Origin of the sequence: Mitsuaria sp. BK041 (genome assembly GCF_014193085.1) — a bacterium.
In the GTDB taxonomy this organism is placed as follows: Bacteria; Pseudomonadota; Gammaproteobacteria; order Burkholderiales; family Burkholderiaceae_C; genus Roseateles.
This window is the reverse complement of record NZ_JACHYT010000002.1, coordinates 1,638,058-1,659,686: the sequence shown is the minus strand read 5'-3', so window position 1 is coordinate 1,659,686 and position 21,629 is coordinate 1,638,058. Positions and strand designations below refer to the sequence as shown.

Annotated in this window: 19 protein-coding genes; 11 read left to right on the top strand and 8 right to left on the bottom strand. The window is 70.8% G+C overall.

The window, feature by feature from the left end; translation table 11 throughout:
* The first annotated feature begins 200 nt into the window (after window positions 1-200).
* Window positions 201-695: a Cd(II)/Pb(II)-responsive transcriptional regulator gene (locus FHT38_RS23225; RefSeq protein ID WP_091730107.1), complete on the top strand. Its 495-nt coding sequence runs from the start codon at window positions 201-203 to the stop codon at window positions 693-695.
* Here FHT38_RS23225 and FHT38_RS23220 read toward each other — a convergent pair.
* A complete protein-coding gene (locus FHT38_RS23220; protein ID WP_183493361.1) occupies window positions 628-1,545 on the bottom strand; it encodes a LysR family transcriptional regulator in 918 nt (305 codons plus the stop codon). The two genes, FHT38_RS23225 and FHT38_RS23220, sit on opposite strands and share 68 nt — an antisense overlap.
* Before the next feature lie 145 nt (window positions 1,546-1,690).
* Here FHT38_RS23220 and FHT38_RS23215 point away from each other — a divergent pair, with 145 nt between their 5' ends.
* Window positions 1,691-2,626, top strand: coding sequence for an alpha/beta fold hydrolase (locus FHT38_RS23215; RefSeq protein ID WP_183493360.1), 936 nt, complete (start codon window positions 1,691-1,693; stop codon window positions 2,624-2,626).
* A 3-nt stretch (window positions 2,627-2,629) separates the two neighbouring features.
* Here FHT38_RS23215 and FHT38_RS23210 read toward each other — a convergent pair whose 3' ends face one another.
* Complete coding sequence (locus FHT38_RS23210; RefSeq protein WP_183493359.1) at window positions 2,630-3,541, bottom strand: LysR family transcriptional regulator; 912 nt, start codon at window positions 3,539-3,541, stop codon at window positions 2,630-2,632.
* 96 nt (window positions 3,542-3,637) lie between these two features.
* Between FHT38_RS23210 and FHT38_RS23205 the strand changes: the two genes are divergently transcribed.
* The 4 genes from FHT38_RS23205 to FHT38_RS23190 all read left to right on the top strand — a co-directional run bounded on the left by FHT38_RS23205 (window position 3,638) and on the right by FHT38_RS23190 (window position 8,714).
* Window positions 3,638-4,753, top strand: a complete 1,116-nt coding sequence (locus FHT38_RS23205; RefSeq protein ID WP_183493358.1) for an alkene reductase — start codon at window positions 3,638-3,640, stop codon at window positions 4,751-4,753.
* Window positions 4,754-4,930: 177 nt separating this feature from the next.
* On the top strand, window positions 4,931-6,067 hold the full coding sequence (locus FHT38_RS23200) for an HD-GYP domain-containing protein (RefSeq protein WP_091730086.1): 1,137 nt from the start codon (window positions 4,931-4,933) through the stop codon (window positions 6,065-6,067).
* Window positions 6,068-6,207: 140 nt separating this feature from the next.
* Window positions 6,208-6,993 carry a hypothetical protein gene (locus tag FHT38_RS23195; protein ID WP_183493357.1) on the top strand — a complete coding sequence of 262 codons (786 nt, stop codon included), beginning with the start codon at window positions 6,208-6,210 and terminating at the stop codon, window positions 6,991-6,993.
* 71 nt (window positions 6,994-7,064) lie between these two features.
* Window positions 7,065-8,714, top strand: a complete 1,650-nt coding sequence (locus tag FHT38_RS23190; RefSeq protein WP_175538410.1) for a SulP family inorganic anion transporter — start codon at window positions 7,065-7,067, stop codon at window positions 8,712-8,714.
* A 19-nt stretch (window positions 8,715-8,733) separates the two neighbouring features.
* Here FHT38_RS23190 and FHT38_RS23185 read toward each other — a convergent pair whose 3' ends face one another.
* Window positions 8,734-10,080 carry an MFS family transporter gene (locus FHT38_RS23185; protein ID WP_221213881.1) on the bottom strand — a complete coding sequence of 449 codons (1,347 nt, stop codon included), beginning with the start codon at window positions 10,078-10,080 and terminating at the stop codon, window positions 8,734-8,736.
* Between the two features lie 424 nt (window positions 10,081-10,504).
* Here FHT38_RS23185 and FHT38_RS23180 point away from each other — a divergent pair, with 424 nt between their 5' ends.
* Entirely contained in the window at window positions 10,505-10,828 is a 324-nt protein-coding gene (locus tag FHT38_RS23180; protein ID WP_221211165.1) for a DUF4148 domain-containing protein, read from the top strand.
* Between the two features lie 425 nt (window positions 10,829-11,253).
* On the top strand, window positions 11,254-12,150 hold the full coding sequence (locus FHT38_RS23175; protein WP_310737419.1) for a LysR family transcriptional regulator: 897 nt from the start codon (window positions 11,254-11,256) through the stop codon (window positions 12,148-12,150).
* A 7-nt stretch (window positions 12,151-12,157) separates the two neighbouring features.
* Here FHT38_RS23175 and FHT38_RS23170 read toward each other — a convergent pair whose 3' ends face one another.
* The 4 genes from FHT38_RS23170 to asd all read right to left on the bottom strand — a co-directional run bounded on the left by FHT38_RS23170 (window position 12,158) and on the right by asd (window position 16,758).
* On the bottom strand, window positions 12,158-12,562 hold the full coding sequence (locus FHT38_RS23170; RefSeq protein ID WP_183493355.1) for a YkvA family protein: 405 nt from the start codon (window positions 12,560-12,562) through the stop codon (window positions 12,158-12,160).
* 33 nt (window positions 12,563-12,595) lie between these two features.
* On the bottom strand, window positions 12,596-14,299 hold the full coding sequence (locus FHT38_RS23165; RefSeq protein ID WP_183493354.1) for an AMP-binding protein: 1,704 nt from the start codon (window positions 14,297-14,299) through the stop codon (window positions 12,596-12,598).
* Between the two features lie 153 nt (window positions 14,300-14,452).
* Window positions 14,453-15,766 carry a tryptophan--tRNA ligase gene (locus FHT38_RS23160; RefSeq protein WP_183493353.1) on the bottom strand — a complete coding sequence of 438 codons (1,314 nt, stop codon included), beginning with the start codon at window positions 15,764-15,766 and terminating at the stop codon, window positions 14,453-14,455.
* Window positions 15,767-15,909: 143 nt separating this feature from the next.
* Entirely contained in the window at window positions 15,910-16,758 is an 849-nt protein-coding gene (asd, locus tag FHT38_RS23155) for an archaetidylserine decarboxylase (protein ID WP_091730050.1), read from the bottom strand.
* A gap of 143 nt (window positions 16,759-16,901) precedes the next feature.
* Between asd and FHT38_RS23150 the strand changes: the two genes are divergently transcribed.
* On the top strand, window positions 16,902-17,726 hold the full coding sequence (locus FHT38_RS23150; protein ID WP_183493352.1) for a rhodanese domain-containing protein: 825 nt from the start codon (window positions 16,902-16,904) through the stop codon (window positions 17,724-17,726).
* A 200-nt stretch (window positions 17,727-17,926) separates the two neighbouring features.
* On the opposite strand, the gene FHT38_RS23145 is transcribed toward FHT38_RS23150, so the two are convergent.
* On the bottom strand, window positions 17,927-19,066 hold the full coding sequence (locus FHT38_RS23145; RefSeq protein ID WP_183493351.1) for an RDD family protein: 1,140 nt from the start codon (window positions 19,064-19,066) through the stop codon (window positions 17,927-17,929).
* Between the two features lie 233 nt (window positions 19,067-19,299).
* On the opposite strand from FHT38_RS23145, the gene FHT38_RS23140 reads away from it, so the two are divergent.
* Window positions 19,300-20,601, top strand: coding sequence for a UDP-N-acetylglucosamine 1-carboxyvinyltransferase (locus FHT38_RS23140; protein WP_091730040.1), 1,302 nt, complete (start codon window positions 19,300-19,302; stop codon window positions 20,599-20,601).
* On the top strand, window positions 20,583-21,545 hold the full coding sequence (locus tag FHT38_RS23135) for a TIGR02285 family protein (protein ID WP_183493350.1): 963 nt from the start codon (window positions 20,583-20,585) through the stop codon (window positions 21,543-21,545). Before FHT38_RS23140 ends, FHT38_RS23135 begins: the two co-directional genes overlap by 19 nt.
* Window positions 21,546-21,629 lie beyond the last annotated feature (84 nt).

Sequence of the window (21,629 nt, the reverse complement as noted above, 5' to 3'; positions counted from 1 at the left end):
TGTCCGTCACCGCGTCCTTGATCGTGGCCCTGACGGGTCTGGCGCGCGGGCGCTGGCGCCGCCGGGTGACCGCAGCAGCCGCCGCAGGACGCCGGCGCGGGCTCGGGCGCGGCGGGACGGTGATCGTGTTCCTGATGTGCCATGGGGGTGGATTGGATAGTCTGTAGCCGCTCCAAGGTCAAGCGGCTATCCTGCCCGGCATGCGAATCGGCGAACTGAGCAAGTCCACCGGCGTGGACATCGAAACCATCCGCTTCTACGAGAAGAGCGGCCTGCTGCCGCCGCCCGCGCGCAGCGAGAACGGCTATCGCGACTACGCCCACGCCCATCTGGAGCGGCTCGCCTTCATCAGGCACTGCCGCGCGCTGGACATGTCGCTGGCGGACGTCGCGCTGCTGCTCGACAGCCTGGGCAGCCGCGACCCCGAGGCCCTGGTGCAGGTGGATGCGTTGGTCGCCTCGCAGCTCGGCAAGGTCCGCGCCCGGCTCAAGAGCATGCAGGCGCTGGAGGCCCAGCTGGTCGCGCTGCAGAAGCGCTGCGACGCCGACCACGACCACCACGCCTGCGGCATCCTCGAGGAACTCGTGTCCGCCGCGCATGGCGAGGCCTGCGCCTGCCACCCGGACCTCAAGGCGCCAGCGGCAGCGCGGCCCGCGTCAGCCGGTCCCGCAGGCGCGGCACCGCGAAATCGATGAAGGCGCGCAGCTTCAGGGGCAGGCGGCCCTGCGGCGCATAGACCAGGTGTACCGGCCGCGGCGCGGCTTCGAAGTCCTCGAGCACCAGCCGCAGCCGCCCCGCGCGGACGTCATCGTTCACTTGGTAGGACAGCGCCCGCACCAGCCCGGCGCCCGCGCGGCCGGCGTCCAGTGCGGCATCGATGGTGTTGACGCTCAGCCGAGATCGGAAGGCGCCGGTGCGCGCCACCCCGTCCTGGCGGAACGGCCAGGCGCCGCCGGTGGACACGCTCTCGAACGAAATCACGCGATGCCGCGCCAGCTCGTCCGGCGTGGCCGGCGCGCCGTGCGTGGCGAGGTAGTCCGGCGCCGCGCAGACCACATGCCGGACCTCGCCCACCCGCGTCGCGATCAGGCCGCTGTCGGGCAGGGCGCCGATGCGCAGCGCGACATCGATCTGGTCGTCCAGGAAATGGGTGATGCGGTCGGTGAGCTTCAGGTCCACCGCGACGTCCGGATAGGCCTCCAGGAAGCCGGTCACCGTCGGCAGCAGGTGCAGGCGACCGAACATCACCGGCGCGGTGACGATCAGGTCGCCTCGGGGCTCGGTGTATTCGCCGGCGGCGGCGCGCTCGGCCTCGTCAAGCTGCTCCAGGATGGCCTTGGCTGCTTCCACATAGGCCCGGCCCGCGTCCGTCAACTCCAGCCCCTTGGCCGAGCGGATCAGCAGCGCCGCGCGCAGGTGCTTCTCGAGGTCGGCCACCTTGCGGCTGAGGGTCGCCAGCGGCAGCCCGAGGCGCCGGCTCGCCTTCGACAGGCTGCCGGCTTCCACCGCGGCGATCAGCATCGCCATTGCATCGAATCGATCCATCGGGTCCAGCGTGCGACAGCCCTCCCGGATTTCGAGAGGCTTTCTCCCGATCCTAACGACTTCCCGTGAAATCCGGGAAGCAAGAGACTGGCGCCATGCCTTCCGACGCGGGTCGCCGACCCCGGGAACGGCGCCAGGAACCGTCATGAGCCCCGCCCACTCCCCCGTCCCCGCTCACGTCCCCGCACAAGCCTCCAACCCGGCCGCCGGAGCCTTCGCTGCCTCGGCCGCCGCGGTCTTCCACCGCCACGCGACCGTGCTGGGCCGCCAGGTCTTCTATCGCGAGGCCGGCGACCCCGCCGCCCCGACGCTGCTCCTGCTGCACGGCCTGCCGACCAGCAGCCGCATGTTCAATCCGCTGATCCCGCTGCTGGCGGACCGCTTCCACGTGATCGCGCCCGACTACATCGGCTTCGGCCATTCGGACGCGCCCTCGCCCGAGGACTTCGACTACAGCTTCGACCAGCTGGCGGCGCATGTCGCCGGCCTGGTGGACCTGCTGGGATTGAAGGCCTACACGCTCTACATGCAGGACTACGGCGGCCCGATCGGCTTCCGCCTGTTCCAGCAGCGCCCGGAGCAGGTGACCGGCTTCATCATTCAGAACGCCAACGCCTACCTGGATGGCGTCGGCGACGAGGCCAAGTCGGTGCTGCAGCCGCTGTGGGCCGGCCGCACGCCGGCGACCGAAGCGCCGGCGCGCCACCTCATCAGCCTGGAAGGGACGAAGTGGCACTGGCTGGTCGGCGCGCAGGACCCGGCGCGCATCGACCCGGACCACTGGCTCATCGACCAGGCGCTGCTGGACCGGCCCGGCATGCAGGAGGCCCACCTCGACCTGCTGGAGAACTACCGGACCAACGTGGCGCTCTACCCCGAGTGGCAGGCCGCCTTCCGCCGGCATCGCCCGAAGACGCTGATCGTCTGGGGCCAGCACGATCCGATCTTCGTCCCGGCCGGCGCGCGGGCTTACCTGAAGGACCTGCCGGACGCGAAGCTGGTCTGGCTGGAAGGCGGGCACTTCGTGCTGGACGAGCATGGGCCACGGGTGGCGGCCGAGATCCGCGCGACCTTCGGCTGAGCCTCAGCGCGGCATCGACCGCGCGAACTCCTCCAGCCGGCGGCGGAGCTCGTCCCGCAGCTGCCGCAGGGCCGGCGACAGCTGCGCGCGGCCCGGCACGACGAGATGCAGCGGCGACGGGTCGCCGCGCCAGTGCGGATGGACGTGGACGAGCTGCCCGCTGGCGAGTTCCTGGGCCACGTCCGGCCACGACTTGTAGGCGATGCCCAGCCCGGTGAGCGCCCAGCGCTTGACCACCTCGCCGTCGTCGGCGACGCGCCGGCCGGCCAGCGGCAGGTTCACCGGCTCGCCGGCGATCGACACTGGCCAATGCGTGGGCACTTCGCCCGCGCGCAGGTAGCGCAGCGCCTCGTGGCGCGCCATGTCCTCGGGCGAGGCCGGCAGGCCGTGCAGCGCCAGGTAGTGCGGCGCGGCGACGAGCACGCGGCGGCAATCTGGCAGCAGCGGCAGCGCGACCTGCGCGTTGCCGGCCGGTGGCCCGTAGCGCACGGCGGCGTCGACCGGCCGGCGCAGCAGGTCGGTCAGCGGGTCGCCGATCTGCAGGCGCAGCGTCAGCGCCGGATGGCGCTCCTGGAACTGCTCCAGCCACGGCAGCAGCACATGGCGGCCCAGGTCCGACGGCACGGCCAGGTGCAGCACGCCGCTGAGCGCCTCGCGTCCGGCGAGCGCCTCGTCCCGCCCGTCGGTCAGGGCGCGCAGCGCCGCCCGCGCATGCGGCAGGTAGCGCTGGCCCTCACCCGACAACCGCAGGCTGCGCGTGCTGCGCACGAACAGCGGAAAACCGAGCTGCTCCTCCATCCGCTTGAGCGCCGCGCTGGCCGCGGCCGGCGACCAGTCCAGCGCCTTGGCCGCCGCCGTGAGGTTGCCGAGATCGGCGATGCGCACCAGCAGTTCGAGGTCGGTGATCCGGGTCATCGTTCGATTTTCTTTGAAAAAGCTTCGACCGCCACCCGGCTCAACCGCGCGGCCATCGCTTCCAGACTGACGACCATCAAACAACCTGGAACGACGATGACGGCTTCCCTTCTCCCTTCGACCGATCTCTTCACCCCGTTGACCCTCGGCCCGCTGACGCTGCCCAGCCGCGTCGTGATGGCGCCGATGACCCGGGCCCGCAGCTCGCAGCCCGGCAATGTGCCCAATGCGCTGATGGCCGCGTACTACGCGCAGCGCGCCAGCGCCGCGCTCATCGTCAGCGAGGCCACGCAGGTCTCGCCCCAGGGCCAGGGCTACAGCTTCACGCCGGGCATCCACAGCGAGGCGCAGGTCGAGGGCTGGCGCCTGGTGACCCGCGCCGTGCACCGCGCCGGTGGCCGCATGGTGCTGCAGCTCTGGCATGTGGGCCGGATGTCGCATCCGGTCTTCCACGACGGCGGCCTGCCGGTGGCGCCGTCCGCGCTGTCGCCCGAGGCCCAGGTCTGGGTCGCCGACGAGCACGGCGTCGGCCGCATGGTCGATTGCCCGGTGCCGCAGGCGCTGACGACCGAAGGCATCCGCGCCATCGTCGACGACTTCCGCCGCGCCGCCGCCAACGCGATGCGCGCCGGCTTCGACGGCGTGGAGGTCCACGCCGCCAACGGCTACCTGATCGACCAGTTCCTGCGCACCACCTCCAACCATCGCGACGACGCCTACGGCGGACCGCGCGCGCATCGCCTGCGCTTCCTGCTGGAGGTCGTCGACGCGGTGGCCGCCGAGGTGGCGCCCGAGCGCATCGGCGTGCGGGTCGCGCCCTACATCACCGCCCGCAACATGGCCTGCCCGGACATCATCCCGACCATCCTCGAGGCCGCCGCCGAGCTGTCGCGCCGCGGCGTGGGCTACCTGCACCTGGCCGAGGCGGACTGGAACGACGCGCCGCAGGTGCCTGAGGACTTCCGCCGGGCGCTGCGCCGGGCCTTCGCCGGCCGGATCATCGTCGCGGGCCGCTACGACGCCCCGCGCGCCGAGGCGCTGCTGGCATCGGGGCTGGTGGACCTGGTCGCGTTCGGGCGGCCGTTCATCGCCAATCCGGACCTGCCGGCCCGGCTCGCGGGCCGCCTGCCGCTGGCGAGCTTCGACGCGCAGGCGCTGTTCGGCGGCAACGCGGCCGGCTACAGCGACTACCCCGCGATCACCGCAACCTGACCCCCCGTCCTCCCCATTCGTGACGGAGTCGGCGCTTCCCTCGCCCGGCAGGGGGAGGGGCGGCCCCCGGGCTTCAGCCCGGCGAGGGATGGACGATGTAGAGTCCGGGCCGCCCGCGTTACAACTTTCAGACATGTCGAGCGCGGCCGGTCCTCCCTCCGCTCACCGCGCCCCTTCATGCGTGTCTGTTCACTGTCATCGGTCAAGAACCGCATCGTCCTCGGCCAGCCGCTCGCCTTCAGCGTGCGCGACGCCGACCGGACCTTGCTGCTGGCGCGCGGGCAGGTCATCGCCGACGAGGCCCAGCTCCGTGCGCTGATGGGCCGCGGCGCGCTGGTGGAGGTCCACGAGCTGACCGAGGCGATGCGCCAGCCGCAGCCGACGCGCTCGCCCGCCTACCTGCGCGACCGCCTGCCCGAGGAATGGGACCGCGGCATGCAGGACGTGCGCAATGCGCTGTCCGCCACGCCCGACCGCATGGCCGAAGCGCTCGACGGCGCGACGACGCTGCTGCTCTCGCTGATCGACAGCTCGCCCGAGGTGGCGCTCGCCCAGGTGGTGCGCCAGCCCGGCACGGGCACCGGGCATTACGGCGTGACGCACTCCCTGCACGCCGCGACCGCCTGCCAGGCGGCGGCGCGCTACCTCGGCTGGGGGCCGGAGGACCAGCGCCGGGCCTTCCAGGCCGCGCTGACGATGAACCTGGGCATGCTGGACCTGCAGGCGCGGCTGTCCAGCCAGGTGTCGCCGCTGACCTCGATGCAGCGCGACGCCATCCATGAGCACCCGATCCGCAGCGTCGAGATGCTGAGCGCCGCCGGCATCGACGACCACGACTGGCTGGAAGCGGTGCTGCAGCACCACGAGACGCCGGACGGCCGCGGCTACCCGCACGGCATCGGCGACATCGGCGAGCTGGCCGAGATGCTGCGCTACGCCGACGTCTACACCGCGCGGCTGAGCAGCCGCGCCAACCGGCCGGCGATGAGCGCGGCGCAGGCCGGCCGCGAGCTCCACCAGATGGCGGCGCAGAGTCCGCTGGCGGCGGCGCTGATCAAGGCCTTCGGCATCTTCCCGCCCGGCAGCCTGGTGCGACTGGCCAGCGGCGAGGTCGGCCTGGTCGTGCGCAATGGCGAGAAGGCGCATCGCCCGATGGTGAGCGTCTTGACCAACGCCAATGGCGAGCCCCGCCACACCCCGGTGCTGCGCGACAGCAGCCGCGACGACCACGCGGTGGTCGCGCTGCTGCCGGCCCACGCCGCGCCGATCCGCCTGTCCGACGAGCGCATCGCGACGCTGATCGCCGGCGCCTGAGGCATCGCCGGTCGGGCACCGGCTCACTCTTGCTTTCCGCCCACCCCGATGGGTGGCACCTGTCGGGGGCCGCCTTCCTATGGGTGGACGCCTTGGCGCGCCCGCCCGCGCAGACTGCGACCCGTTCGATCAAACGGGGGATGCATGTGAGGCGCGAGCTGGAACTGAAGTCGGGAACGTGGCGGGCGGTGGTCGCGCCGGCCCGGGGCGGCCGCCTGCGCTGGCTGGGCCAGGCGCGGCCGGGCGGCCACGAGCCGTGGCTGCGGCCGCTGATCACCGAGCGCGGCGCGCTGGTGGGCGGCGCGGCGGCCCGGCTGGAGGCGCCGACCGCGGTGGCCGAGGGCATGGACGCCCTGGTCCCGGACCCGATGACCTTCGACCAGCCCTGGCAGGTGACCCAGCAGTTGCCAGACCAGGTGACGCTGATGCTGCATCCCGGCCGCTCGGCGCCCGGCACCTGGGGCTTCCAGGCGAGCCAGACACTGCGGCTGGACGAGCATCGGCTGGAGTGGTCGCTGTCGGTGCGCAACCTGAGCCGCATGCCGCTGCCGGCGCGCTTCGGCTGGCTGATGCACTTCCCCGAGGATTTCGCCGACGCCGCCTGGCTGGACGACACCATGGACCTGGTGCGCCGCATCGAGCGCGGCCGCGTCGAGCTGCGCGAGCCCTGGTGCGGCGTCGCCTCGCTGAGCGGCGCGGGCGGTCGCCTCGTGCTGGCGCGCGCGGCCGCGCCGCTGGACACGCTGCGCTTCGAGCGCCATCCGACGCGCAACTCGGTCCAGCTGGGGCTGTGGACGGCGGATGCGCCGCGGCTGGCGCCGCTGCCGCGCGGCGAGGAACTGACGCTGCGCCTGAGCCTGGACCTGCTGCTGCCGCGCCTGCCGCCGCTGCCCACGGGACCATCCGCGGGGCCGCTGATCCTCTGAGCGCGGGCGGCGGCGGGCGGCCCGGCCCCTATACTGCCGCGCGCCGCGCTGCTGCCGCGGCGCCCCCGTTCATGCCGCCGTTGCCGTCCCTCGCCGCCTTGCGGCCCTACCTGCGCGACGCCTTGCGCGACGACCTCGTCGCCGCCGTGGTGGTCAGCGTGCTCCTGATTCCCCAGAGCCTGGCCTACGCGATGCTCGCGGGTCTGCCGCCGCAGGTCGGCCTCTACGCCAGCCTGCTGCCGCCGCTGTTCTACGCGGCGCTGGGCTCCAGTCCCTTCCTGAACATCGGCCCGGTCGCGGTGCTGGCGCTGATGATCATGCAGACGCTGCAGCTGGCGCCGGCGGGCGTCAGCCCCAGTGAGGCCGCGCTGGTGCTGGCCGCCGAGGTCGGGCTGTTCCTCGGTGCCGCGGCGCTGCTGCGCCTGCATGCGCTGGCCGCGCTGCTGTCGGTGCCGGTGCTGCACGGCTTCGAGTCCGGCGCCACCATCGCCATCGCTGCCAGCCAGCTGCCGGTGCTGATCGGCTCGGCCGCCAGCGGCGGCACGCTGCCGGAGCTCTGGCGCTCGCTGAGCGCCCACGGCTTCGACGGGCGCGGCGTCGCGGCGCTGTTCGGCGTCGTCTCGCTGCTGACGCTGGTGGCGGTGCGGCGCCTGCCCAAGGGCTTCGTCTCGCGCATCGCGCCGCTGGCGGTGCTGCTGGCCGGCATCGGCATCGCCTGGGCCTGGGACCCGCAAGGTCTGCCGCGCGTCGGCGAGCTGCCGCCGCTGGCGCTGGTCTTCACGCCGCCGCGGCTCGATCCCGAGCTCTGGACCGCGATGCTGCCCGGCGCGGCGCTGATCGGGCTGCTGGGGTATGTCTCGAGCCTGGCGGTCGCGGAATCGCTGGCGCGCCGGGTCGGGCAGCGCGTCGATGCGCGGCGCGAGCTGATGGGACTGGCCGCGGCCAACCTGGCGGCGGCGGTGTCCGGCGGCATGCCGGCGGCGGCGAGCTTCTCGCGCAGCGTGCTGATGAGCGACGCGGGCAGCCGCACCCGCATGACCGGCGTCTTCGTCGCCGCGCTGATGGGCGTGGTGCTGCTGACGCTCTCCCCGCTGCTGGCCTGGGTGCCCAAGCCGGTGCTGGCGGCCAGCATCATGGTGGCGGTCCTGTCGGGGCTGAAGTTCGGCCCCTATGCCGACGCCTGGCGCTACGCGCGCGCCGAGGCGCTGCTGATGGTGGCGGTCACGCTGCTGGTGATCTTCGTCGGCATCACCGCCGCGCTGGGCCTGGGCGTGGCCGGCGCGATCGCGCTGCTGCTGCAGCGCAGCGCGCGGCCGCATGTGGCCCTGATCGGCCGCATCGCCGGCACCGAGCATTACCGCAACGTCGAGCGCCACCAGGTCGTGCTCGACCCCGAGGTGCTGGGCCTGCGCATCGACGAGAGCCTGCTGTTCCTGAACGGCCGCAGCCTCGCCGACGTCGTCCAGGCCCACCTGGACACGCACCCGACGACGAAGCGGGTGCTGCTGCAGATGTCGCCGGTCAACGCCATCGACTTCAGCGGCCTGAGCGCGCTCAAGGAGCTGCACGAGACGCTGGAGCGCCAGGGCCGCCGTCTCGACCTCAGCGAGGTCAAGGGGCCGGTGCTGGACCGGCTCAAGGTCAGTGGCTGGGAGTCCTGGTTCCGCGGCCGGCTGTACCTGTCCCACCACCTGGGCATGCAGGACCGGGAAGGGCGCTGATCGCTCCCGCCTTCCGGCGTCAATGCACGTCGTTCAGGTGCCCATGCCTGCGCGGGTCCGGCATCAGGAAGCAGACGAGGAAGACGAACAGGCACATCACCGAGACGTAGACGTAGAACGCGCTCTCGACATTCGCCGCCTTGAGGCTGAGCGCGACGTACTCCGCCGAGCCGCCGAAGATCGCGTTGCCGATCGCATAGGAGAGCCCGACGCCCAGCGCGCGGATCTCGGGCGGGAACATCTCCGCCTTGATGAGGCCCCCGATGGAGGTGTACAGCGAGACGATGGCCATCGCCACGACGATCAGCCCGAAGGCCGCATAGGGGCTGTGCACGCCCTTGAGCGCCGACAGCAGCGGCCAGGTGCCCAGCGCCCCGAGCAGGCCGAACCACAGCATCGAGGTGCGCCGCCCGATGCGGTCCGACAGGGCACCGAACAGCGGCTGCATGCACATGTAGACGAACAGCGCCGCGGTCATCACGGTGCTGGCCACCTTCTTGTCCATGCCCACGCTCAGCACCAGATATTTCTGCATGTAGGTGGTGTAGGTGTAGAAGGCCAGCGACCCGCCCGCGGTGAAGCCCAGCACGATCAGGAAGGGCTTCATGTGCTTGCTGAACAGCTCGCGCATCGATCCGGCTTCCTTGCGCTCGAGCTGCTCGGCCTTGGCGGTCTCGGCCAGCGAGCGGCGCAGGTAGAAGGCGATCACCGCGGTCGCGGCGCCCGCCACGAACGGGATGCGCCAGCCCCAGGCATGCATCTGGGCGTCGGTCAGGGTCTGCTCCAGGATCGCCACCACCAGCACCGCCAGCAGCTGGCCGCCGATCAGCGTCACGTACTGGAAGGACGCGTAGAAGCCGCGCTGTCCGCGCAGCGCCACCTCGCTCATGTAGGTGGCGCTGGTGCCGTACTCGCCACCCACCGACAGCCCCTGGAACAGCCGCGCCAGCAGCAGCAGGGTGGGCGCCATCACGCCGATGGTCTCGTAGGTCGGCATGAAGGCGATGGCCAGCGAGCCGCCGCACATCATGAGGACCGAGATCATCATGGCCGTCTTGCGGCCCTGCTTGTCGGCGATGCGGCCGAACAACCAGCCGCCGATCGGCCGCATCAGGAAACCGGCCGCGAAGACGCCCGCGGTGTTGAGCAGCTGGACCGTCGGGTCGCCCTTCGGGAAGAAGGCGTGCGCGAAATAGATCGAGGTGAAGGCGTAGACGTAGAAGTCGAACCACTCGACCAGGTTGCCGGAGGAGGCGCCGACGATCGCCAGGATGCGATCGCGTTTCTCGTGCGGCGTGTAGTGCCCGGGCTGGCCGGACGCCGGCGGCATCGCGCCGCCGGTCAGGGGAGGAGTCTTGGCAGTCATGCCGGCAGACTACTCCCGCGATGGAAATCCCTCACGTCCGGTTCGGATGAACCGAACGCCACGCGCACCGCGGTCGGGCTAGTGCTGCGGGCGCCATGCGCCATCACGCCCCTTCCGGGGGACGCCGCGCGCACTGCGCGCGGGAATATCGGCCGCCGCCGGCGCGAATGCCGATTGTTCCGATCTTTTCAACGGAGTGTTGCAAGCCGATGGATTTAAGGGTCAACCCTTATCGCTCATAGTTCAGCCCATCGACACATCGAAACCGCTCCAGGAAATCTCCACCAGGCGACGACTGAAACCTCCGGGCAACCGGCGGAATTCAAGAGAAACCCAGTGGCATCCCAAGCGCAATCGTCGGGTCGAATCCTCCACCCGTGCCCCTTCGCTGATCGCCCTGGGACCGAAACCGAAAGGAAAGATCATGAGCACCAAGAACATCCTCGCTTCCGTCCTGTTCGCTTCCGCCGCCCTGGTGGCCGGCAGTGCGATGGCCAACGACAACCCCCACACCCAGCCGGTCAACACCCCCAGCGCCGTGAGCCGCGCCGAAGTGCTGGCCGACCTGGAGATCTACCGCGAATCGGGCCTGGCCGCCGTCGAGCAGTCGGAGACCTACGGCTACGACAACGCCCGCCGCGATGCCGCCAAGGCGCGCTACGCCGAACTGCGCAGCTCGCCGTACTACGCGACCCTGGTGAAGAAGTTCGGCGGCAGCGCCCCGGCCACCGCCGTCGCCGGCCGCTGAGCGACTCGTTTCCTGTCCCCTCCTGAGAGAACTCGAACAATAGATTCCTGAGAGCGATTTTTGGGTCAAGGGCTTCGGCCCTGGTCGGCGGCGGTTCTCCGCACTCCACCCTCCTGTCCGTCGCCGACCGCCTATACCCCCTCGGATGAGCCACTGCTCGCCGAGGGGGTTTTCTTTTGCTTAAGTCGGCTTTAAGTCGAATTCAGGGTGATGCGCGAATCGATACTCGTGTCGGCCGAGGAGATATTCAATCGATATTCGCCCCGGCGCGCTGAAACGGGGCACCAGAACGCGGCGCAAAAGGCCGATTCGGATCGGAACGCGCACGACCGTGCGGATTCCCCGAGAATCGCCCGTCGGCCCGTCAGCAGTCCCCCATCTTCCGGGCCGCCAGAGCGAGGGTGTCGATGGACCGGATCGTGCAAATGCGGGCGTTCGCCCGGGTGGTGGAAACCGGCAGCTTCACCAAGGCGGCCGACTCGATGGACCTGCCCAAGGCCAGCTTGACGCGCCTGGTGCAGGCGCTGGAAGCGCGGCTGCGGGTGCAGTTGCTGACGCGCACCACCCGCAAGGTGAGCGTCACGCAGGACGGCGCCGCCTATTACGAGCGCACCATGGCCCTGCTCAGCGAGCTGGAGGCCATCGACCAGGGGATGCTCCACGACCAGAGCAAGCCCCGCGGCCGCCTGCGCGTGGACGTGACGACGCTGACCGGCTCGCGGGTGCTGATCCCGGCGCTGGCGGACTTCCATGACCGCTACCCGGACATCCAGATCGCGCTGGGCGTGAGCGACCGCGCGATCGACCTGCTCGTCGACAACGTCGATTTCGTGCTGCGCGTGGGCGCGGTGCAGGATGCCGGGCTGGTGGCGCGGCGGGTCGGGCAGATCCAGTTCTGCACCTGCGCCGCGCCGGCCTACCTCCAGAAGCACGGCACGCCGTTGGCACCGCAGGACCTGGACCGGGAGCCGCACCAGGCGGTGGGCTACTTCTCGTCGCGCACCGGGCGGGTGTTCCCCTTCGTCTTCCATCGCGGCGACGAGCGCGTCGAGATCGAGGGCCGCCGGCGGCTCGACGTCAACGACAGCAACGCCTATGTCGCGGCCGGCCTGGCCGGCCTGGGCGTCGTGCAGCTGGCCCGGTACGCGGTGCAGGACCAGCTCGACAGCGGCGAGCTGGTGCCGCTGTTCCCCGAATGGCATCACAACGCGGTGCCGGTCTACCTGGTCTATTCGCCCAACCGCTATGTCTCGGCGCGCATGCGCGTCTTCATCGAGTGGGTGGCGGAGACGCTGGCGAAGAAGGGCCTTGGGCCCGATTGAGGCGAGCTCAGACGGTCCCGGCGGGCACGCCGCCGGAGCGGCCCACCAGCCACGTGACGACCAGCGCCAGCAGCAGCACCCACACCACCACGATCGCGGCGGCCACCTTGAGGTTGCGCGGCAGCCGGCCGCGCTGCGCGGCGGCGCGCTGGCGCGCCCGGGCGATCACCGCCGGCGGCATCAGGCGCAGCACCAGCCAGAAGCCCAGCGGCACCAGGATCAGGTCGTCAAGCAGGCCCAGCACCGGGATGAAGTCCGGGATCAGGTCGATCGGGCTGAGCGCGTAGGCCGCGACCGCGATCGCGACGAGGCGCGCCAGCCAGGGCGCCTCGGGATCGCGGGCCGCGTAGAAGACGGTGAGCAGCTCGCCCTTGAGCAGGGCCGCCCAGCGCTTGAGGGATCCGCGTTTCATCCGCGCATCATGCCCTCATCGCGCGAGCGGGGCTCAGTCCGCCCAGATGACTTTCCGGCGCTGGCCGATCCAGTTTTCCAGGCGCGGGCCGTAGACCTCGTCGACCCGGTTGCGGCGCACCTTGAAGGTCGGCGTGATCAGGCCGTTGTCGACCGTCCACGGCGTGGCCGTCACGATCAGGCACTCGAGCTGCTCGTGCGGGTCCAGGCGCGCATTGACCTTCTCCAGGTGGGCGGCCAGTTCCTGCTCCAGCGCGCCGCGGTCGCGCGCGGCGGCCTCGGGCGACAGCATCGCGATGCCCACCGGCTGCGCGAAATTGGCGCCGGTCACCGCGCAGGCCTCGATCGCGGGATGCGTCGACAGCCGATCCTCGATCGGCGCCGGCGACACGTACTTGCCCTTGCTGGTCTTGAAGAGATCCTTCACCCGGCCGGTGATGCGCACGCAGCCCGCGAGCGCGCCCTTGTCGGAGATCTCCGCCTTGTCGCCGGTGTGCAGCCAGCCGTCGGCGGTGAGCGTCTCGGCCGTCAGCTCGGGCTGCTTGTAGTAACCCAGCATCAGCGCCTGGCTCTTCATCTGCAGCTCGCCGGTGATCGGATCCAGGCGCACCTGCACGCCGTCGTAGGCGGGGCCAACGCTGCCGATCTGGTCCTGGCCTGGCACGGTGATGTGGGACAGCGCCAGGTTCTCGGTCATGCCGTAGCCCTCGTTGATCGGCAGGCCCAGCGCGCGGTACCACTTCAGCAGCGCGACCGGCATCGGCGCGGCACCGCCGGCGGCAAACTTGCATTCGTCCAGGCCCAACGCCTTGAGGATCTTCCTGCGCACCAGCTTGCCGATGATCGGCAGCTTGAGCAGCCGCTCGAGCTTGGGCTGCGGCACCTTGGCCTGCACGCCCTGCTGGAATTTGGTCCACAGCCGCGGGACCGAGAAGAAGACCGTCGGCCGGGCGCGCTGCAGGTCGGCGGCGAAGGTGTCCAGGCTCTCGGCGAAGTACACCGTCATGCCGGTGTGCAGCCAGCCGTGCTCGACCAGCGCCCGCTCGACCACATGCGCCAGCGGCAGGTAGGACAGCATGCGGTCGGACTCGGTCAGCGGGATGCGCTTCAGGCCCGAGCCGATCGCCCAGGCGAAGTTGCCGAACGAGTGCATCACGCCCTTGGGCGCGCCGGTCGTGCCGGAGGTGTAGATGATGGTGGCCAGCTCATCGGCGCCGCGGGTCGGCTTGCCCTTGAGCGGCGGCGTCTCGGCGCAGATCGCGTCCCAGTGGTCGTAGGCGTCCTGCGCGTCCTCCGGCGAGACCGGATAGGAGATGCACGGCAGCCCCAGCGGCACGCCGGGCCGCATGCCTTCCCAGCCGTCGAGCTTGCCGACGAAGAGCAGCTTGGACTCGCTGTGGCTGAGGATCTGGTGGATGGTGTCCGCGGCCAGCGTCGGGTACAGCGGCACGCTGACGTAGCCCGCCATCCAGATGGCGAGGTCGCTCATCAGCCACCAGGCGCAGTTCTTGGACAGGATGGCGACGCGCGCGCCCGGTTCCCAGCCCTGCTCCAGGCCCAGCGTCTTCAGGTGGGCGGCCATGCGGCGGGCCTGGTCCGCGACGTCCTTCCAGCTGAAGTCCTTCACCACGCCGCCGCCCATCGGCTGGCGCAGCGTGACCCGGTTCGGCGTGTCGAGCTCCCAGGCGTACAGGCGTTGCAGCGCGAGGGAATCAGCCGGCAGGCGGGTCGTGGACATCGGGGGTCTCCTTGTTGTGATGGTGCTGAAACCGGACGGAATCAGCGCCGGAGACTACGCCGGCCCGCGCGAGGCAACGAGCGGGTTTCTTCGATGACCGTGATCGACTTGGCACCCTAAACCAGGGTTTCCTTTGGACACGGGGGGAGACGCTCAGCCCTTGGCGGCCGCCGCCTCGAGCTCCGCCGCGACCAGCGCCTCGAGCGCCGGCAGCAGCAGCTCGTCGCCCACTTCTCTGGACACCGGTGCGCCATCGAGCGCCGCGGCGCCTTCGCGCTTGAGCTTGGCGACCCACTGGCCGGCTTCCTTGCCCTGCGGCAGGCCGGTGCTCTGCAGCAACAGCGTGCCGTCGGCGGCGAGCAGCTTGAAGTAGAAGAGCCCGTCGGACTCGCGGTACTGCTTGAACGCGGGGACGGTCGACTTGGCCTTGACCGCCTGCGCGACCGGCGCGGCCAGCGGCTGGAAACGGCGCAGGCCGACGGCCTCGCGGGCGCGGGCCAGCAGCGGCGCGGCGATGGCGCGGGCCTTGGCGGCGCCTTCCATCAGGATGGCCTCGATCTTCTCGGGGTTGGCCATCAGCGCGTCGTAGCGCTCGCGCATCGGGCCGATCTCGGCGTCGACCAGCGCGAACAGCTGGTCCTTGGCCTCGCCCCAGGACAGGCCGCCGTGCAGCGCCGCGCGGAATGCCTGGCGCTGCGCCGGCGTGGCGAACGCGTCGTAGATCTGGACCAGGTGCGAGCCTTCGGTCTCCTTGGGCTCGCCGGGCAGCCGCGAGTCGGTCACGATCTTGGAGATCGCCTCGCGCAGCGCCTTCGCGCCGCCTTCGAACAGCGGGATCACGTTGTCGTAGCTCTTGGACATCTTGCGGCCGTCCAGGCCCGGCAGCAGCTCCATCTCCTCGTCGATGCTGGCCTCGGGCAGCACGAACAGCTCGGCCTTGAAGGTGTGGTTGAAGCGCTGCGCGACGTCGCGCGCCATCTCGATGTGCTGCGCCTGGTCCTTGCCGACCGGCACGCGATGGGCGTTGAACATCAGGATGTCCGCGGCCATCAGGATCGGATAGCTGTACAAACCCATCGTGATGCCGGCGTCCGGGTCCTCGCCCGCGGCGACGTTGGCATCCACCGAGGCCTTGTAGGCATGGGCGCGGTTCATCTGGCCCTTGGAGGTGACGCAGGTCAGCAGCCAGGTCAGTTCGGGGATCTCGGGGATGTCGCTCTGGCGGTAGAACACCACCCGGCTCGTGTCCAGGCCGGCGGCCAGCCAGGTGGCGGCGATCTGCAGGCGCGAGGCCTCGATGCGGGCCGGCTCGTCGCACTTGATCAGCGCGTGGTAGTCGGCCATGAAGAAGAAGCTCTCGACGCCGGGCTCGCGGCTGGCCGCGATGGCGCGGCGCACCGCGCCGACATAGTTGCCGAGGTGCAGGGTGCCGGTGGTCGTGATGCCGGTCAGGACACGCAGGGTCATGGGAGCTCGTCGCCGTCGTTTCGCAAAACGGCGATTGTCCCGCAAAGGCGGACCGGCGCGGGCCCCCTCCAATGGCGATGCGTTGGGGGAGGCGCCGGGGAATGCGTGGGGGGACCCCTTGAGGGGGACGCAGGGGAGGCGCGTCAGCCCAGCGTCGCCATCGGCTCGCCCAGGCGCACCGCGCTGCCGGGCTGCCAATGCGCGTTGAACTGCATCGGCAGGTGCTTCGGGAACAGCATCACGACGGTCGAGCCGAGCAGGAAGCGGCCCATCTCGGCGCCACGCTCGTAGCTGAAATGCTCGTTCTCGTAATGCCAGGTACGGGGACGGCCCGGTCTTGGCGGATTGACGACGCCATGCCAGACCGTGGCCATCGAGCCGACGATGGTCGCGCCGACCAGCACCAGCACCCAGGGGCCGAACTCGCCTTCGAAGAGGCAGACCACGCGCTCGTTGCGCGCGAACAGGCCCGGCACGCCGCGCGCGGTGACCGGGTTCACCGAGAACAGGTCGCCCGGCACATGCACCATGCGCACCAGGCGGCCGCCGCAGGGCATGTGGATGCGGTGGTAGTCGCGCGGGCTGAGGTAGATCGTCGCGAAGTGGCCGTCGCGGAACTGCGCGGCCAGGTGCTGGTCGCCGCCCAGCAGCGCCGCCGTCGAATACTGGTGGCCCTTGGCCTGGAAGAGCTGGTCCGCGCGGATCGGGCCGAACTGGCTGATGGCGCCATCGACCGGGCAGATCAGCGGCGCATCCGCCAGCGGGCGGGCGCCGGGCTTGAGCGCGCGGGTGAAGAACTCATTGAAGGTCGCGTACGCCGCGGGATCGGACTCGGCCGCCTCGGCCATGTTCACGCCGTAGCGGTCGATGAAGCGCCGGATCGTCCAGGTCGTGAAGCCGCCCAGTTCCGCGCTCGCCAAGCGCCCGGCCAGGCGCGTCATGGCCAGCTTGGGCATCAGGTATTGAGGCAGGACGGCAAGGCGATCGGACACAGCGGTGGGCCCCCGGAAGGGCGGGAAAAAGGGTGGCGGATTCTAGGCGGGCAAGGAACGGTCCCGCACCCGGGTTGGTCCCGGGCGGCGCGCGTCCCCCGGTACCATCGCGGTTTCCCTCTTCTGCACCCCTCTACCCCCCGATGGCCGCCCCCGAGCACCAGCACAGCTCGTTCTACAAGTTCGTCCGCCTGGACGACACGACCGCGCTCGCCCAGCGCCTGCGCGAGCTCAACCAGACCCTCGGGAACACCATCGGCGGCAACCTGCTGCTGGCGCCCGAAGGCATCACCGGCGCACTCGGTGGCCCCGTGCCGGCGCTCGACGCCTACGAGGCCGCCTTGCGCGCCGAGCCACCCTTCGCCGACCTGCACTTCAAACGCAGCTTCTGCACCACGCGGCCGTTCACGCTGCTCAAGGTGCATGAAAAGCCGGAACTCGTGGCCTTCGGACTGGACGGCGTCACCGGCCTGGCCGACCCGCGCGACACCCACGTCTCGCCCAGCGAATGGCGCGAACTGATCCGGCGCGACGACGTTGTCGTGCTCGACAACCGCAACCACTTCGAATTCACGCTCGGCCACTTCGAAGGCGCCGTCGACCCCGGCGTGCGGCACTTTCGCGACTTCCCCGCCTACGTGGAAGCGCACGCCGAAACCTGGCGTCGCGAGGGGAAGACCGTCGCGATGTACTGCACCGGTGGGATCCGCTGCGAAAAAATGTCCGGCTGGATGGCCGAGCGCGGCTTGACGGTGCGGCAGCTCGATGGGGGCATCCTCAACTACTTCGAACAGATGCCCGATGCCGAGGTGGATTGGCGCGGAGAGTGCTTCGTCTTCGACAAGCGCATCGCGATCGACACCCAGCGGAGGGAGACCGATACGACGGCGGAAGAGGTCTATGGGGATGATCCGGCCGAGGCTTGGCGGTTGGCGCGGGCGAGGCGCTTGGATCCTTCGAAAGGCTGATCGACTCCGTTGGGCCAGGCGCGGGCACTCCACGACGCGGGGGGCATCACGTCCGTGAACCCCCCGCATCGTTCCGGCCCCACAAGCACTCGCTGACGACGGGCCTTGGCGAAGCGGCCGGGGTGGTCGCCGGCGAGGTCTTTCGTGAGCGCGGGACGGGCGCTCGCTGACGTAGGGCCTTGGCAGAGCGGCCGGGGCGGTCAGCCGGTGAGGTCTTCCGTCAGGCGCAGGCGGCGGGGGTTGCGGATGTCGATGACCGCGGTGTGGGCAGCCTTGTCGTGCAGGCCCTGGCGATTGGCGTCCCACAGGATCTGCAGGAAGCCCATGCCGCCCGTGGTGGCGCCGGCCGCGTAGCCACCGTAGCGGCGCACGCAGAGCATCGGCTTGAGCGGCTTGCCAGTGAGCTCGACGATGCGCAGGCCCATCAGCTTCTTGCCCGGCGTCTGGCCCGGCCAGATCAGCGGGAAAGCAACGAAATACGCGAAGGCCCAGGCCAGGTTCAGGCCCACCAGCTCCCACCAGTGCCGCAGCTTCTCGATCGGCGAGCGCTTGGCCTCGTCCTTGAGCTTGCGGACCTCCTCCTGCAAGGCCTTGATGCGCACCCGGTCGGCCTTGCGCTGCAACTCCCGGTCGTGCTCGAGCCGCGCCAGATCCAGTTCGCCCGCGCTCGCGGCCGAGGCCGCCGCGGCGACCGCTGCCTTCACCAGGTCCTTCGTCTCGGCACCGGCCTCGTCCGACTCGTCGTCCGAGCGGTCGTTCCGGTCGGGGGAAGCGGCGGCGACGGCCTCGCGGCGCGCCTGCTTCGTCGGCTCGTCGATGTGCTCCATCGTGCTCGAGTACAGCCCGAACGCGACCAGGCACAGCGCCGGCGCCCAGCCGAGCCAGCCGCTGTCCGCCCGCAACTCGCCGCGCGAGGCACGCTGGTGCTTGTGCCAGCGCCACGCGATCCAGCAGAAGCCCGCCAGCAGCGGCGTGTTGCCGAAGTTGGAAAGCACCGTCACCAGGATCACGTCGACCGCCATCGCCTTGGCGCGCTGCCACGGCGAGGCCAGCGGCAGGCCCAGCAGCGCGGGCGCGACGTTGAGGTCCTCCGGCGTGATCCAGTCGCGCGGGTCCTGCGGCGCCTCGCCGGTCGCAGCGCTCGGGGCGGTCGGGGCAGCGCGAGCGGGAACCGCGGCGGAGGCGACGGTTGCAGAGGCGACGGTTGCAGAGGCAACGGCTGCGGCCGCGGTGGTGGCAGAGGCGGCAGCGGCTGCGGTGGTGGGGAGGGGAACGGGCGCCGGGCTGTCGGGCAGCGCCGGGGCGGCAGCCGACGGGGACGGATCGACGGGCGTGGTCATGGGCCGGCATTGTCGCGAGCGGGACCCGGCCCGCAGGCCCATGACTTCCCCTAGCGGCGACGCAGCGAGCGGGCGGAAGTTTTCCTCCGGCGCCGGAAGGGACGCGCGCTGGCGGGCGGTCCGGCCGCGTTGCAAGATGTCGCCCCATGTCCCGACCGGGCGCCGGGCCATCGAACGACCCCCGATAATTCGCGCTCGCCCACCGATTCCCACCGCGCGCTCCGCGCCAGGCCATGTCCAATCTCATCGTCCACGGCGGCTCGCCCCTGAAGGGCCGCATCGTTCCCTCGGCCAACAAGAACGCCGTCCTGCCCATCCTGTGCGCGACGCTGCTGACCCGCGAACCGGTGCGGCTGCACGGCGTGCCGGAGATCACCGACGTCAAGAAGATCCTCGAGGTCTTCCGCAATCTCGGTAGCCATGTCGCCGTGGACTTCAAGAGCGGCGTGCTGGACCTGCATCACCGGGACACCCACTTCGACGCGGCCAAGGACCACCTGCCCGAGGAGATGCGCTCGTCGATCATGCTGGTGCCGGGCCTGATGGCGCGCTTCGGCGCCGCGCGCATCGAGGACGACGTCAAGGGCTGCACGCTGGGCGCGCGCGAGATCGATCCGCACGTGGAGGTCTTCGAGCGCTTCGGCGCCAGCGTCGACCGCGCCGCCGACGGCCTGCTGCTGCAGGTCCCCGGCCAGCTCAAGGCCAACGACCACTGGACCGACTACGCGTCCGTGACCACGACCGAGAACTTCGTGCTCTGCGCCGCGCTGGCGCACGGCACCTCGACGCTGATGAACGCGGCCAGCGAGCCGCACGTGCAGGAGTTCTGCCAGTTCATGCAGATGCTGGGCGCCAGGCTCGAGGGCCTGGGCACCTCGCGCCTGACCATCCACGGCGTGAAGGAACTGGGCGGCGGCGAGTTCACCTTCGCCGAGGACTTCCACGAGATCGTGACCTTCCTCGCCCTGGGCGCCATCACCGGCGGCGACGTGAGGGTCAAGAACTCGCATCCGGAACAGTTCCCGCTGATCGACCGCACCTTCGCCAAGTTCGGCGTCCAGATCGTCCACGAGGACGGCTGGTCGCACGCGGTGGTGGACGGCAAGCTCAAGGTCAAGGAGCCCTTCACCCGCAACATCCTGCAGAAGGTGGAGGCGGCGCCCTGGCCCTACCTGCCGGTGGACCTGCTGCCCATCTTCGTCGCGCTGGGTGTCAAGGCCGAGGGCAGCGTGATGTTCTGGAACAAGGTCTACGACGGCGCGATGGGCTGGACCACCGAGCTGTCCAAGTTCGGCGCCCATGCCTTCCTGTCGGACCCGCACCGGATGGTGACCTTCGGCGGCAAGACGCTGAGCCCGGCCGAGGTCGAGAGCCCCTACATCATCCGCGTCGCGATCGCGCTGCTGATGGTGGCGGCCAGCATCCCCGGCAAGTCGGTCATCCGCAATGCGACGCCAGTCCGTCGCGCGCATCCGCAGTTCGCCGAGAACATCACCCGCCTCGGCGCCAAGGTGGAATGGGTCGACGGCGATTGATCGCCGCCTGGGCGATCCTCACGGCGGCCTGCGCAGCCGCGCAGCCGACGCCGCCGGCCGCAACGACGGGCGCGACACCGGGGACGACAGCGGCCGCCCCCTCCGCGCCGCCCGTGCTGCGCTGGCTGGTGCAGGACATGCCGCCGCACTTCGCCTACCGCGACAAGCGGCCGCCGCAGCGCGTCGAGGAGCTCGGCGACGGCGAGGTCGACGGCTTCCTGCGGCTGCTCATCGAGCGCATGCCGCAGTACCGCCACGAGTTCATCGAGCTGAGCCTGCCGCGTTTCGAGGCCCAGGTGCGCCAGGGCGAGACGATCTGTTCCGTGCTGCACGTGCGCACGCCCGAGCGGCTGCAGTGGCTGTACTTCACCACGCTCCATCCGCCGATGCTCTCGCGCCAGATCCACGTGGTGGTGCGCCGCGAGGACCTGGCGAAGTTCGCGTCGAACGGCCAGCCCCTGCAACTCGCCGACCTGCTGCGCCGCACCGACCTCACCGGCCTGCTGCCGCGCGACCGCAGCTTCGGACCGCGCATCGACCGCCTGCTCGCGGAGCATCCCGAGCGGGCGCCGCGCTCGGTCGTCGCCGGCCGCGGCGCCCATCTGCTGCCAATGCTGCGCGCCCGGCGGATGGACTACACGCTCGAGTACCCGGTGGCCGTCGACGACTTCAGCGCCAGCCACGCCGGACCCCCGGAGCTGGTCAAGCTGCCGCTGGTCGAGGGCCGCAGCACGCTGGTGGCCACCGCCGGCTGCAGCCGCACGCCGGACGGCCGGCGCGCGATCGAGGCCATGGACCAGGCGGTGCGCCAGCTCGCCGCCGATCCGCAGCGCGAGGCCTGGATCAGGGCCTGGCGCAAGGGCACCCCGATCGACGCCGACGACCTGCAGCGACTGAACCGCTTCCTCGACGAACGCGCGCGCGGACCCGCACAGATCGAGTGATCGCCTGATCGAACGACCGCCCTCCTCAGATCCCCTCCCGCCCACCGACCTCGCTCACCGGTCCCGCTCACCGCCGCCCGCGCT

Excerpts from the sequence above, each read along its gene's own strand:
- FHT38_RS23225 (WP_091730107.1), top strand. The coding sequence starts at position 201 with ATGCGAATCGGCGAACTGAGCAAGTCCACCGGCGTGGACATCGAAACC.
- FHT38_RS23220 (WP_183493361.1), bottom strand. The coding sequence starts at position 1,545 with ATGGATCGATTCGATGCAATGGCGATGCTGATCGCCGCGGTGGAAGCC.
- FHT38_RS23215 (WP_183493360.1), top strand. The coding sequence starts at position 1,691 with ATGAGCCCCGCCCACTCCCCCGTCCCCGCTCACGTCCCCGCACAAGCC.
- FHT38_RS23210 (WP_183493359.1), bottom strand. The coding sequence starts at position 3,541 with ATGACCCGGATCACCGACCTCGAACTGCTGGTGCGCATCGCCGATCTC.
- FHT38_RS23205 (WP_183493358.1), top strand. The coding sequence starts at position 3,638 with ATGACGGCTTCCCTTCTCCCTTCGACCGATCTCTTCACCCCGTTGACC.
- FHT38_RS23200 (WP_091730086.1), top strand. The coding sequence starts at position 4,931 with ATGCGTGTCTGTTCACTGTCATCGGTCAAGAACCGCATCGTCCTCGGC.
- FHT38_RS23195 (WP_183493357.1), top strand. The coding sequence starts at position 6,208 with ATGCATGTGAGGCGCGAGCTGGAACTGAAGTCGGGAACGTGGCGGGCG.
- FHT38_RS23190 (WP_175538410.1), top strand. The coding sequence starts at position 7,065 with ATGCCGCCGTTGCCGTCCCTCGCCGCCTTGCGGCCCTACCTGCGCGAC.
- FHT38_RS23185 (WP_221213881.1), bottom strand. The coding sequence starts at position 10,080 with ATGACTGCCAAGACTCCTCCCCTGACCGGCGGCGCGATGCCGCCGGCG.
- FHT38_RS23180 (WP_221211165.1), top strand. The coding sequence starts at position 10,505 with ATGAGCACCAAGAACATCCTCGCTTCCGTCCTGTTCGCTTCCGCCGCC.
- FHT38_RS23175 (WP_310737419.1), top strand. The coding sequence starts at position 11,254 with ATGCGGGCGTTCGCCCGGGTGGTGGAAACCGGCAGCTTCACCAAGGCG.
- FHT38_RS23170 (WP_183493355.1), bottom strand. The coding sequence starts at position 12,562 with ATGAAACGCGGATCCCTCAAGCGCTGGGCGGCCCTGCTCAAGGGCGAG.
- FHT38_RS23165 (WP_183493354.1), bottom strand. The coding sequence starts at position 14,299 with ATGTCCACGACCCGCCTGCCGGCTGATTCCCTCGCGCTGCAACGCCTG.
- FHT38_RS23160 (WP_183493353.1), bottom strand. The coding sequence starts at position 15,766 with ATGACCCTGCGTGTCCTGACCGGCATCACGACCACCGGCACCCTGCAC.
- FHT38_RS23150 (WP_183493352.1), top strand. The coding sequence starts at position 16,902 with ATGGCCGCCCCCGAGCACCAGCACAGCTCGTTCTACAAGTTCGTCCGC.
- FHT38_RS23145 (WP_183493351.1), bottom strand. The coding sequence starts at position 19,066 with ATGACCACGCCCGTCGATCCGTCCCCGTCGGCTGCCGCCCCGGCGCTG.
- FHT38_RS23140 (WP_091730040.1), top strand. The coding sequence starts at position 19,300 with ATGTCCAATCTCATCGTCCACGGCGGCTCGCCCCTGAAGGGCCGCATC.
- FHT38_RS23135 (WP_183493350.1), top strand. The coding sequence starts at position 20,583 with ATGGGTCGACGGCGATTGATCGCCGCCTGGGCGATCCTCACGGCGGCC.